This window comes from Aestuariibacter sp. GS-14 (assembly GCF_006494365.1).
In the GTDB taxonomy this organism is placed as follows: Bacteria; Pseudomonadota; Gammaproteobacteria; order Enterobacterales; family Alteromonadaceae; genus Alteromonas; species Alteromonas mangrovi.
Map to the genome: position 1 here is coordinate 569,740 of NZ_VHIP01000002.1, position 12,672 is coordinate 582,411.

The 12,672-nt window shown below is 48.0% G+C and carries 9 protein-coding genes; 7 read left to right on the forward strand and 2 right to left on the reverse strand.

What is annotated here, in order from left to right; genetic code table 11:
• The first annotated feature begins 169 nt into the window (after positions 1 to 169).
• Entirely contained in the window at positions 170 to 1,657 is a 1,488-nt protein-coding gene (locus FJ444_RS05575) for an MFS transporter (protein ID WP_140956924.1), read from the forward strand.
• Complete coding sequence (locus tag FJ444_RS05580; RefSeq protein ID WP_140956925.1) at positions 1,650 to 3,320, forward strand: alpha-amylase family glycosyl hydrolase; 1,671 nt, start codon at positions 1,650 to 1,652, stop codon at positions 3,318 to 3,320. Before FJ444_RS05575 ends, FJ444_RS05580 begins: the two co-directional genes overlap by 8 nt.
• Positions 3,321 to 3,387: 67 nt before the next feature.
• Here FJ444_RS05580 and FJ444_RS05585 read toward each other — a convergent pair whose 3' ends face one another.
• The gene (locus tag FJ444_RS05585; RefSeq protein WP_140956926.1) at positions 3,388 to 4,422 is read right to left on the reverse strand and encodes a LacI family DNA-binding transcriptional regulator; all 1,035 of its coding nucleotides are present in this window, start codon (positions 4,420 to 4,422) and stop codon (positions 3,388 to 3,390) included.
• Positions 4,423 to 4,694: 272 nt separating this feature from the next.
• On the opposite strand from FJ444_RS05585, the gene glnS reads away from it, so the two are divergent.
• A complete protein-coding gene (gene glnS, locus FJ444_RS05590; RefSeq protein ID WP_140956927.1) occupies positions 4,695 to 6,362 on the forward strand; it encodes a glutamine--tRNA ligase in 1,668 nt (555 codons plus the stop codon).
• Between the two features lie 78 nt (positions 6,363 to 6,440).
• Here glnS and FJ444_RS05595 read toward each other — a convergent pair whose 3' ends face one another.
• On the reverse strand, positions 6,441 to 7,184 hold the full coding sequence (locus FJ444_RS05595) for a YciK family oxidoreductase (protein WP_140956928.1): 744 nt from the start codon (positions 7,182 to 7,184) through the stop codon (positions 6,441 to 6,443).
• A 347-nt stretch (positions 7,185 to 7,531) separates the two neighbouring features.
• Here FJ444_RS05595 and FJ444_RS05600 point away from each other — a divergent pair, with 347 nt between their 5' ends.
• From FJ444_RS05600 to FJ444_RS05615, 4 genes are all read left to right on the forward strand, one after another.
• Positions 7,532 to 10,105, forward strand: a complete 2,574-nt coding sequence (locus tag FJ444_RS05600; protein WP_140956929.1) for a VolA/Pla-1 family phospholipase — start codon at positions 7,532 to 7,534, stop codon at positions 10,103 to 10,105.
• A gap of 137 nt (positions 10,106 to 10,242) precedes the next feature.
• On the forward strand, positions 10,243 to 11,265 hold the full coding sequence (sohB, locus tag FJ444_RS05605) for a protease SohB (RefSeq protein WP_140957000.1): 1,023 nt from the start codon (positions 10,243 to 10,245) through the stop codon (positions 11,263 to 11,265).
• Between the two features lie 3 nt (positions 11,266 to 11,268).
• Positions 11,269 to 11,910, forward strand: coding sequence for a TetR/AcrR family transcriptional regulator (locus FJ444_RS05610; RefSeq protein ID WP_140956930.1), 642 nt, complete (start codon positions 11,269 to 11,271; stop codon positions 11,908 to 11,910).
• Between the two features lie 4 nt (positions 11,911 to 11,914).
• On the forward strand, positions 11,915 to 12,667 hold the full coding sequence (locus FJ444_RS05615) for a Nif3-like dinuclear metal center hexameric protein (protein ID WP_140956931.1): 753 nt from the start codon (positions 11,915 to 11,917) through the stop codon (positions 12,665 to 12,667).
• Positions 12,668 to 12,672: the final 5 nt, after the last annotated feature.

Below are 12,672 nucleotides of genomic sequence, written 5' to 3' on the forward strand. Positions count from 1 at the left end.
TACGTATGCACGCTATTGGTAAATAATACTTCAGCGGCTAGTATGGTCGGCTACAATTAACGATATTTTAACAGTTCAGGCAGGTTAGCCATCGGTTAGCTAGCAGTTGCCAGACCCACAATAGTCGACTTCGCGGTGGGTTTCCTTCAATAGAATAAGAGTGTGCTATATGAGCAGTTCTACATCGACACATCAGCAGCCAAATTTATCGTTTTGGCAAATATGGAATGTGAGTTTTGGTTTCTTAGGTGTTCAGTTTGGTTTTGCATTACAAAACGCAAACGTAAGCCGGATCCTCTCGGATTTGGGGGCAGATTTACACTCCTTGTCATTATACTGGCTGGTGGCACCCATAATGGGTTTGATTGTTCAACCCTGGGTGGGCGCAGCGTCGGATCGCACCTGGGGGCGGCTTGGCCGACGCAGGCCGTTTATACTGGCTGGTGCCATTGCCGCGGCAATTGGCATGCTGCTTATGCCAAACGCACCCTTGTTCGTGGCAATTATGGCACCCATGTTGTTTGGTGCAATGATGCTGGCACTGATGGATGCCAGTTTTAACGTGTGTTTCCAGCCATTCAGATCCCTGGTGTCTGACATGGTACCCACTGGCCAGCGCAATGCCGGATATTCAATTCAATCGCTGCTGATTAACATAGGTGCGGTGATTGGTTCTATTTTGCCGTTTGTACTCACCAATGTAATTGGATTGGAAAATACGTCAAAAGCAGGAGAGGTAGCGCCTTCCGTTGTCTGGGCTTTTTACCTGGGGGCGACTGTACTGTTGGGTTCGGTATTATGGACGGTGCTTCGAACTAAAGAATATGCACCAGAGGATTATGCGCGATATAAAGGTTTGCAAGCGGAAGATACTCTGCCAAACAAAGCGCCACTGGGTGAACGCCTGGCGAATTTCTTCAAGTTGGTTACCAACATGCCAGGCACGATGAAGCAACTGGCAGTTGTACAATTTTTCTCATGGTTCTCCCTTTACATTATGTGGGTTTATACCACGCCAGCTATTACGCAACACATTTGGGCTGTTGATAAAATGTGGTTTGACCCAGCCTACCTTGCTTCGATGGAATCCATCCCACAGCATATTGCCGATGCCAAAGGTGCAGCAGGTGACTGGGTGGGGATCCTGTTTGCCGGATATTCGGTATTTGCCGCTCTCTTTTCCATCGTACTGGCCGGGCTGGCCGACCGTTTTGGTCGCAAGCTGGTGTATAGCTTATCGTTAGCTGCCGGTGGTTTAGGTTATCTGAGTTTTAGCCTGTTCCAGGACCTCAATCAGGTTACCGTTAATTTGCTTATCACAGAAGTCACAGTGCCTATGGGTGCCGTGAATCTGCTCATCCCTATGATTGGGGTAGGAATTGCCTGGGCAGCCATTCTGGCCATGCCTTACGCTATGTTGGCGGGCAGTTTGCCAGCCAGACAAACGGGTGTTTACATGGGCATATTTAACTATACCGTGGCCATGCCGCAAATTATTGCGGGTGTGAGTGCGGGTTGGATATTAAGTAACGTATTTGCCAATGAAGCTATTTACATCATTATGGTGGCTGGCGGCTCTATGCTGGCAGGCGCGGTGGCTGTGTACTTTGTAAAAGAATCTGTACCGGTAGCAGAACAAGGAACCTCTCATGCGTAAGTTATTTTCCCTTGGCGCGATCGCCGGTGCGGTTATGTTGTCAGGGTGCCAGTCAACGTCATCGGTAACGGCACCCGTGTCGATATACGGCACTCAAGAGCCCTTTACCAAAGAAGCGGTTTATTTTGTGATGACCGATCGGTTTGTGGATGGCGACCCGAATAATAATTACGAACAGCAGGGCGGAGCGCATCCCAGCTGGTCGCTACGACTTGAAGGACCAGACGGAAAATTTGCCAATGCCGGCTATATGGGCGGTGATTTTAAGGGGATTTTACAGAATCTGGATTACATAAAGGAGATGGGTTTCACTGCCATTTGGATCACACCGGTACTGGATAACCCGGATCAGGGTTTTACTGGTGATGAGCCGATTACGTATGGCGGTATGTTTAAAGATGGCGGGAAGTCTGGTTATCACGGCTACTGGGCAACGAATTTCTACAAAGCTGATGAGCACTTAGTGAGTGAAGACCTCTCGGTATCCGATTTTACTACTGCATTGCATGATGCCGGCATGAAAGTCGTATTTGACATTGTAGCTAATCACGGTACGCCCAGCTGGACAATGCCTGTAGATCAGCCTGGTTATGGTGAAATTTACGACATGGATGGCAAGTTGGTGGCAGACCACATGAATTTGCCGCCGGAATCACTCGACCCGCAGAATGAGCCATTGCACAGCTTCTTTCATCCCTACCCGGATTTAGTGAAACTGTCGAATCTTGACGAGCACAATCCCGCGGTTCAGGCGTACCTGATCAATAGTTATTTATACTGGATTGAGCAGGGGGCCGATGCATTCAGAATCGATACAATTCGCCATGTTTCCCACGACTTCTGGCGCACTATGTCAGACCGGATCCGCGCAGAACACCCGGGTTTTTATATGTTTGGCGAGAGTTTTCAGTACGATGCAAATTTTATAGCCCAGCATACTCAGCCTAAAAATGGCGGCATTTCGGTACTGGATTTTCCGATGCAAAAGGCCATGGTGTCGGTATTTGAGCAAGCGGATAGCGATTATGCCGCGCTGGCTGATACCTTGTATCTTACCCACGGGCCATACCATAACCCCTATGAACTCACCACGTTTTACGACAATCACGATATGGCCAGAATGAATGCCAGTGACGAGGGGTTTATTGATGCCCACAACTGGTTATTCACCGCGCGGGGCATACCTGTGGTGTATCAGGGATCTGAGTTTGGGTACATGCGTGGTACCTCTGAGCATGTGGGCAACCGTAACTACATCGGTCAGGAGCGGCTTGAAAACGCTCGCAACCATAACATTCGGGAAAATCTGTCGCGCATTGCGTTGGTTCGTCAACAATCACCTGCGTTGCAGCGTGGTTTGCAATACAACCTGACGTTGTCAGGTCATGAAGCCGTATTCTTCAGGGTAGTACAAGACAGTGCTGCGCAACAAACCGCGCTGGTTATGCTGAATAAGAGTGACATGCCTATGCAAATGCAAGCCGACACCTTTGTGGATAGCGGCGAATGGCAGGAACGCATAACAGGGTCATCAGTGCTGGTGAGTAATGGTGCGCTTTCTGCCACTGTTCCTGCGCACGGTGTGCGGGTATTTGTTAAAAACGGACCTGTTACAAGTAATGCGTTCACGCAGGTGCTGTTAGAACAAATGGCTCGTCAGTAAATTCTAGATTAAAGAAAGCCTGAAAGTACGGCGCGGTCATCTTTAAAAGGGAAGACCGCGATTTTTCTCAGGCGTTTTCCTGTCCACAGGACTGCCTCACAATCAGTGTGGCTGGCATGAGGTAATCAGTGGTCTGTTCGCCATCAATTGCTCGCAACAGGTTTTCTACCAATGCTTCACCTGCCTGTATTGTGTTTTGCTGAACAGTGGTGAGACTGGGTGTGGTAAAGGCAGATAACTGGATGTTATCGAATCCTACCACAGCAACATCAGCTGGCACCTGGATACCTGCCGCTTTTAAGGTTTTGAGCACACCTACGGCAATGATATCGGCTGCGCATACTATGGCATCAGGTAATGGCGCGCCACTATTAAGAAGCTGTGTTGCTGCTTCTATACCCGCTGATTCAGCAGAGATAGCATCAAGCTGAATACAAGCCTGAGATTGCCCATTGTGTTGCTCAATTGCGGCCAGATAGCCGTCATAACGGCCCTGAAACTCTGGCGCTTTCTCACCAACATCACCAATAAATGCATAACGGCCCTGGCGCAAAGACAACAAATGTTCAGTAACGTCTTTGCCACCCTGAAAATTATCGCAGCCAATAGAAATCCCCGGATACTCAGCAACAGGGGCTCCCCAGCGCATAATGTGGGTGCCTTGTTCCTGTAATTGAGCGAGTTTGCTTTCGTAAGAACGGTAATCTCCATATCCAAGCAAAATAATGCCATCGGCTTTGTGTGAATCTTCAAATTCGGCGTGCCAGTCACTCTCCAGATTCTGGAATGACACCAGTAAATCATAGCCTCTGCTGGCACAGGCTTTGGTAATACTGCCCAGCATAGAAAGAAAAAACGGGTTGATCATGGAGTCGTCAGAGGTAGGATCTTCAAACAGCAGCAAAGCAATAGTGCTACTGCGCTGACGACGCAGGTTACTGGCATTTTTATCCACTTTGTAGTTGAGCTGCTGCGCAATTTCCTGCACTTTTTTGCGGGTCTCAATATTCACCAGCGGGCTGTCATTTAACGCCCGGGACACCGTAGACTGCGACACGCCAGCCATGTGAGCAATATCAAAAGAAGTGGCTTTGTTTTTCATGCTTTAGAGTAATTTATTGTTGACGAAAACCGTGAGAATTCATAGCCCGATACCAAATCTCAGGTCAGGGCTGAACACATTCACTGGCAGTATAGATGAAATCATTACAATGGGAAATTGGCTTTACACGTGAACAATAATAAACGTGGTTTGACACCATAAAGCAATGATATACTCGCCAGCATACGGCGTGAATATTCGTCGATAAATACAAAACAAGTCGACATCACGTAACCGACAGTCATTAAATAATAAAATAAGGGGCATCGCGAATGGCCGAGACTGAACACCGTCCGACCAATTTTATCCGCCAAATCATCGATAAAGACCTTGCGAGTGGGCTGCACTCAACCGTTAAAACGCGCTTTCCACCAGAGCCTAACGGTTTTCTTCATATAGGTCATGCAAAGTCTATCTGCCTGAACTTTGGTATTGCCCAAGATTATCAGGGTACCTGTAATCTGCGCTTTGATGATACCAACCCGGCAAAAGAAGACATCGAATTTGTAAACTCTATTCAGGAAGACGTGCGCTGGCTTGGCTTTCAGTGGGATGGCGATGCACGTTATTCTTCAGATTACTTTGACCGCTTGCACGGCTACGCAATAGAGTTAATCGGCAAAGGGCTGGCGTATGTGGATTTCAGTACTCAGGATGCGATGCGTGAAATGCGCGGTACGTTAACTGAGCCAGGTAAAAACAGCCCGTACCGGGATACCAGTGTTGAAACCAATCTGGCCGAATTTGCGAAGATGACCGCAGGTGAATACCAGGAAGGTCATTGCTGTCTGCGCGCGAAAATTGATATGGCTTCGCCTTTTATGTGTATGCGCGATCCGGTCATATACCGCATTAAGTTTGCCCATCATCATCAAACCGGTGAGCAGTGGTGCGTGTACCCAATGTATGATTTTACCCACTGTATTTCAGACGCCATTGAAGGGATCACCCATTCACTGTGTACTCTGGAGTTCCAGGACAATCGCCGCTTATACGACTGGGTAATCGAAAACATCACCATCGACTGTGTACCCCGTCAGTATGAGTTTTCGCGTTTAAATCTGGAATACACAGTGCTGAGTAAACGCCGTTTAATACAACTGGTGGATGAAAAGCATGTAACAGGTTGGGACGACCCTCGGATGCCGACGATTGCCGGTTTACGTCGCCGAGGATACACGCCTGCATCGGTGCGCGAATTCTGTAAGCGTATTGGTGTGACCAAAATGGACAACATGGTTGAAATGGGCATGCTGGAAGCCTGTATTCGCGATGATTTGAACGTGAACGCGCCGCGCGCTATGGCCGTGTTAGACCCCATTAAACTGGTGATTGAAAATTATCCGCAAGGTGAGCAGGAAACCCTGATTGCCCCTAATCATCCGAGCGATGAATCAATGGGTAGCCGTGAATTGACCTTTGGTCGTGAAGTGTGGATTGAGGCAGAAGACTTCCGTGAATCTGCCAATAAGAAATTCAAGCGTCTGGTACTGGATAAAGAAGTACGCCTGCGCAATGCCTACGTGGTGAAAGCCAATCGGGTGGAAAAAGACGAGCAGGGCAATGTGACTACAGTTTACTGTACTTATGATGCTGATACGTTAGGAAAGGATCCGGCTGACGGCCGCAAGGTAAAAGGCGTGATTCATTGGGTTGATGTAGCAACTGGCGAAGCGGCGCAATTCCGTTTGTACGACCGCCTGTTTACCGTACCCAACCCAGCTGCCGAAGAGTCATTTGTTGAAGCTATCAACACAGACAGTTTACAGGTAAAACAGGGCTGGGCCGAGCCTGGCCTGGCATCTCGCGTGCCTGAGATTGGCGCGTGGCAGTTTGAGCGTACTGGTTATTTCTGTTTAGACAAAGACAGCACAGAATCACAACGGGTTTTCAATCAAACTGTTGGGTTACGTGATACGTTTGCCAATAACGACGACTAGTAACAACGGATTTGCCCTTAAATTGAAAAGCCACCGATAGGTGGCTTTTTCTTTTTCTGTGTAACGAAACAATACGTCTTATTTCGGTTGGCAATCTAATGATTGGCCGTTTATCGACAGGCTGTCGTTGCCCATTAAGTACAGGTACAGGGGCATGATTTCTTCCGGCGTTTTCAATGTTTCTGGTTGTTCTGCCGGAAACGCCGAGGCGCGCATCGCGGTGCGGGTTGCGCCCGGATTAATGCAATTAAATCGAATGCTGCTGTTTTTATACTCGTCTGCTAACACCTGCATGAGTCCCTCGGTTGCAAACTTAGATACGGCATAGGTACCCCAAAACGCACGGCCTTTTTTACCCACAGAAGAACTGGTAAGAATAACCGAGGCTTGTTCAGCATGAGCCAGTACCGGTAGTAACGCCTGCATCATGTAAACGCTGCTATTGAGGTTAATCTGCATCACTTTTTGCCACTCTTCAGGCGAAATATCCGCAAAGCGACTCAGATGCCCAAGTGCACCGGCGTTCAGCAGTACGCCATCGAGTTTGCCAAACTGATCGCCAATGGTACGCGCCATTCCAGCGTAATGCTCGGGCGTAGCGCCTTGCAGGTCGAGTGGCACTATAGCGGGCTCGGCACCGCCGTTGGCAACAATTTCATCGTAAACCGATTCCAGTTTGCTTACGGTTTTACCCAGTAAAATACAGGTTGCGCCGTATTGTGAATAGGTGAGGGCAGCTTGCTTGCCAATACCGTCACCTGCACCCGTGATCAGGATGACTTTTTTATTAAGAAGATCTTTAGGTGCGTGATAATCATTCATAAATTTAGATACCTGCTAAACTTGCTTGAAAGGTTAAGCCGTTGCTTACCCGGATTCGGACCAGTAAATTGCAGGAGATGATACAAATATCCTGAATCAAGTAAACCAATACTTGTTGTGTTGTATAGAAGAACCCTTAAAATATGCGAAAAATCAGTCAGGTAGAATATTACCTTACAAAAAGTTAACAAAATTTTGCAATATTTCGATAAAGAAAATAATATGGTCAATAACAACTGGTCGTACATGTTTGATTTTTAGACTATGATCAAGGTATTAGGCCTTAGTAGTACTAATTAAACGCGCGATTGCCAGGATAACAATAATCCGTTTTGTAGGGAGAAATAATGAAAAAACTAATTCTTAGCACCAGTGTGGCCTTGGCACTGGGGTTAACGGGCTGCGGCGGTGGAACGACAATTGATAACATCAATGGTAGTACAGATGAAGTCACCCCCTACTCACGCGTAGTCTTTGACCCGGCTAATGGCAATCTGAATGTGCCAAACGACCTTCTCATGCTTCCTGGTGCTGATGGTTTCTTTGATTACACTCTTAACATTCCTGTAGACGATCCTACTGACTTCGGTGATCCGCAAAATGCACTAAACGTGTTAGACGGCTGGTCTATTCAACATCCATTTACTATCAGCGTACAAACTGCACCAGGCGAGTCGCTGGATGCCAGCACACTGTCGGCTGGTGTACATCTGTACGAAGCAACACTGGGTTTGAACCAAAGCGATCCGGATTGTGCGTCTTCGGCTATTCCGTCCTCTGGTTGTAAACTGGGCGACCAGCTAACCTACGGTGTGGATTATGTTTTATCCTTGGTGAACGGCAGCACCATCAGCGTAGTTCCATTGAAGCCACTAAAACCGGCGACAGGGCACATGCTGGTAATGACAACCGGTTTAAAAGATACGTCGGGTAAATCAGTACAGGGTTCTACTACCTGGGATCTGGTGCGCCAGGACATCAACACTATGCCGCTGTCTTCTTCGTCTCAGTTGCAGTTACAAACTATCGTAAACTCTTACATCACTCCGCTATTAGGTGCCGGGTATGATCGCGAAGAAATTACTTATGTGTCTGCTTTTACCACGCAATCTACTACCGATGTGCTTAGCACAATCAAAAAGTTACTCATTGCTGATGTGGTAACAGCGCTACAAACCGACCCATCAACCGTGGGTTCCGCGCTACCTGCTATTATTGTGCAGGATGCAACTGGTGCCGACAACGCGATGGAAGCGTTGAATCTGGTGAGTGATACTACGCTGGCTGGCGCCGTTGAGTTAGCCAAGTCTGGTCAGTCTGCACAAATTCAGGCCGCCATTGATGCCACTGATTTTTCATTGTTACAAACCTGTGATGGCCTTTTGGGCACTGCCTCTGGTCAGTTAAGTGCTTACTGGGGTCCAATGAACACGGTAGCCGCTGGTCTGGCGTCCAATATTCTGCCTCGGGTTGGCGCTTTCTGTGCTGCCGAGCGTTATAGCGGTACTATTAGCCTGCCGTATTATCTGGGCGTACCGTCTCTCACTAACCCAATGGCGCCGGTAAATGATTTCTGGCACGCGGCTTGTGATAGCGGCATTATCCTGGCAGGTCTGTCAGATGCAGTTAAAGCCGTTGCTACGCCAGGACCAAACTACGCTTTGTGTAGCAGTGTAGGATTGGCGGATTTGCGTGTGAATGGCGAGAAGATCGACACCAAGCGCAATCTAACCCGCTTCAGTCCAATTCCTCAGGCTACCATTGCGGAAAACAGCCTGGAAGTGCAGGTAACTGTTCCTGATCCAGTGGTTGCTACTGCACTGGGTTACCCAATTACCAAACCAGCAGCAGGCTGGCCGGTTGCGATTCTGGTGCACGGTATTACTGGTACTAAAGAGCAAATGATGGCAATCAGTGGCACCTTGTCTTTACACGGTGTAGCGACTATTGCGATTGACCACCCATTGCATGGTAGTCGTGGATTTGACGTGAACATGGATGGCACCGATGACATCAATGCCAGCACGGTATCGCCTACGCATTACATGAACCTGGCTTCATTGCCTACTGCGCGTGACAACCTGCGTCAAAGCGTTGCCGATTTACTCGGTCTGCGCTTGGGTATCAATGCCATTGTAGATATGTCTACGTCGGGCAATGTTGACATCGATACCTCAAAAGTATCAATGATGGGGGTATCACTGGGTGCCATTACCGGTGCAAACTTCTCAGCCATGGCTAACAGTACGCTGGGTAATGCGTTACTGGATAACATGTTTGCAATTAAAGCGGCGTCTCTGGAGTCGCCAGCCAGTGGTATTGGTAACTTCCTGTTAGAGTCGCCTGATTTTGGCCCGCTTATCAAAGCGTTACTGATGCTCCAGACATCAGAAGACTTTGCTGGCTTTGTAGCTGAGTATTACGGTGACAGCCCAACTGAAGCGCAATTGCGTGATGCAGCGAAGAATTTCTTTGCAGCGTTAACGTCAGCACAACTGGCAGAAGTGAACAGCATTTTTGCTGAGTTTGGATTTGCCGCTCAGTCAATTCTGGATGCCGCAGATCCAACTGCTTACGCTGAAATTCTGGGCAGTAATACGCCTGTTCATTTCATGACAGTAGTTGGCGACGGTGGCGACAACCTGCCAGATCAGGTTAACCCGGTTGTAACATCACTGCCGTTGTCAGGTCAGAACCCAATGGCGGCGATGATTGGCCTGGATCAGGTAACCTCAACGGTTTCCTCTGATTCTGGTACGGTGAGTGGTCAGGTGCGCTTTAACAGCGGTGCTCATGCGTCAAGCCTGAGCCCTGCAGCAAGTGCAGCGGTTACCCGTGAAATGCAACTGCAGGTATCTGGTTTTATTAAGTCAGAAGCCATGGCAATTCCGGTAACTGATACAAGTGTTATTGCGAATTAATCGATAATCCATTGATGTGAAATAAGGCCAGCACTTGCTGGCCTTATTTTTTGATACACAGATTGTCGTCAGGGTTCATAATCACTGGTATTATTTGCCTGATAAGCTCACGCAACAGAATGAAAATAGAGGCATTTGTGGAATTTTTATACGAATACGGATTATTTCTGGCCAAAGCCGTTACGTTGGTAGCCGCTTTTGTGCTGGTACTGGCTGCTATTGCCGGAATCGCATCTAAACAAAAGCAAGGTAAAGGGCATTTAGAAATTACGTCGATTTCTGATCAGCTCAAAGACATTACCGACTATGCGCGTCAGGTAATACTGGATAAAGCCAGCCTGAAAAAACTGGCAAAGTCGCAAAAGCAACAACAGAAACAGACTAAAGCAGAAAAAGACAATCAGTCTGGTCGCCTTTATGTGATCGATTTCAAAGGTTCAATGGATGCTCACGAAGTAGAGCGCTTACGCGAAGAAGTGACGGCCGTACTGTGCATTGCTGAAAAGCAGGATGAAGTACTGGTAAAAATTGAAAGCGGTGGTGGTGTGGTTCACGGCTACGGTCTAGCAGCTGCGCAATTGAAGCGGATCAAAGACAAAGGCCTGCCACTTACCGTAGCGGTAGATAAGGTGGCAGCAAGTGGCGGATACATGATGGCCTGTGTGGCAGACAAACTGTTGGCCAGTCAGTTTGCCATTATTGGTTCAATTGGGGTATTGGCTCAATTGCCAAACTTCCACAAGTTATTAAAAAAGAATGATATCGAGTTTGAACAACATACTGCAGGTGAGTATAAGCGCACCTTAACCGTGTTTGGTGAAAACACCGATGAAGGCCGTGAAAAATTTCAGCAGGAATTGGAGGCCGTTCACGATATGTTTAAAAACTGGGTAAGCGAAAACCGTAGCGAACTGGACATAGAAAAAGTGGCAACCGGTGAATACTGGTACGGATCGCAAGCACTGGCACTGGGATTAATTGATAAAATCAGTACGTCGGACGATTACATAATGAGTCTATTCCCGGATCGTGACATTTTTTCAGTGAAGTACGCGGTGAAGAAAAACGTAGCGGAAAAGCTGGGAATGTCTTTTGCGCAGGGTGCAGAGCGAGCACTAATGCGCGTTGTAAATACTCTGCCAGCGTGGTTTAAGCGGTAATACATGAGCAAGCAGACCAAAGCGCGAATTATTAATGCAGCGGAAGCCTTGTTTGCCGAACAAGGCTACGGGCAGACATCAATGCGCGAAATCACCGCCAGGGCTAATGTTAATCTGGCGTCGGTGAACTATCACTTTGGTAGTAAAAAGAACTTAATTCAGGCGGTATTGAAGCGGTATTTTGATGTGCTCATGCCAGAAGTCGACGAAATGCTGTCGAAAGTAATTCCGTCGCAAGGGCGAAAAGGCGTCGATCAGGTGTTACAAGGATTGGCGTTACCGCTCCTGCACCTTAACGCCGTGCAGCCAAATGGCACCGAAATATTCGTGCAATTGTTGGGCAAAGGCTACACCGAATCACAGGGGCATTTGCGCAAGTTCATTTTGGGTAATTACGGAAAGACGATTGAAAACTTGTTGAGCATGTTGCGTTTTGCCTTGCCGGCTATACCGGCGGATGAATTGTTCTGGCGTTTGCATTTTGCTATTGGAAGTTTTGTGTTCTCCATGGCGTCCAGTCAGGCATTAAAAGACATTGCAAAAGCTGACTACCAGCAAGACATCGAAATCCAGGATGTGATTGCCCATTTAGTCCCTTTTGTGGCGCAAGGGATTAGTGCTGAAGCGTATCCCCGGGAGAGATAACACTATGCAACGCCAACAGCTAATCAGCTACCTCGATGATGAATTAAAAACCCGACTCATAAAAGACTATTGCCCGAATGGTTTACAGGTTGAAGGGAGCGATACCGTTCAGCATATCGTAACGGGTGTTACGGCCTCGCAGCGCCTCATCGATGTCGCCATCGAAAAAGGTGCTGATACCGTTTTGGTTCACCATGGCTATTTCTGGAAGGGTGAAGAGCCAACCTTAACCGGTATGAAACGCCGTCGTATAGGTAGTCTGATTCAGCACAATATCAACTTAATTGCCTATCACCTGCCTGTTGATGTGCATCCTGTGTGGGGCAATAACGCGCAATTGGGTGCCCTGATGGGCTGCAACGACATCTCGGCACTACCCGGTGTAGATCCAAACGGCGTGGTAATGCAGGGCAAAGTGAATACCACATTCGAAGGCTTAATTGGCACGTTGGAACAAGCACTGGGCAGAACCTGCGTAGCAACGGAAGCTGCTGCTCAGCACGAGATAACGCGTATTGCCTGGTGTACTGGTGGCGGACAAAGTTTTATCGAGCAGGCAGCAATGGCTGGTGCCCAGGTATTTATTACCGGTGAAGTGTCAGAACAAACCATCCATATAGCCCGGGAAATGAACATTGGCTTTATTGCCGCAGGTCATCATGCAACCGAGCGCTACGGTATTAAAGCGTTGGGCGAGCATCTTGCCTCAGAGTTTGGTTTACACGTCGACTTTGTCGATATTGACAATCCAGCCTAGGACCC

What these genes read in the sequence shown, in the direction of transcription:
- FJ444_RS05595 (WP_140956928.1), bottom strand. Translation starts at nt 7,184, where the DNA reads ATGAATGATTATCACGCACCTAAAGATCTTCTTAATAAAAAAGTCATC.
- FJ444_RS05575 (WP_140956924.1), top strand. Translation starts at nt 170, where the DNA reads ATGAGCAGTTCTACATCGACACATCAGCAGCCAAATTTATCGTTTTGG.
- FJ444_RS05585 (WP_140956926.1), bottom strand. Translation starts at nt 4,422, where the DNA reads ATGAAAAACAAAGCCACTTCTTTTGATATTGCTCACATGGCTGGCGTG.
- FJ444_RS05580 (WP_140956925.1), top strand. Translation starts at nt 1,650, where the DNA reads ATGCGTAAGTTATTTTCCCTTGGCGCGATCGCCGGTGCGGTTATGTTG.
- glnS (WP_140956927.1), top strand. Translation starts at nt 4,695, where the DNA reads ATGGCCGAGACTGAACACCGTCCGACCAATTTTATCCGCCAAATCATC.
- FJ444_RS05610 (WP_140956930.1), top strand. Translation starts at nt 11,269, where the DNA reads ATGAGCAAGCAGACCAAAGCGCGAATTATTAATGCAGCGGAAGCCTTG.
- FJ444_RS05615 (WP_140956931.1), top strand. Translation starts at nt 11,915, where the DNA reads ATGCAACGCCAACAGCTAATCAGCTACCTCGATGATGAATTAAAAACC.
- FJ444_RS05600 (WP_140956929.1), top strand. Translation starts at nt 7,532, where the DNA reads ATGAAAAAACTAATTCTTAGCACCAGTGTGGCCTTGGCACTGGGGTTA.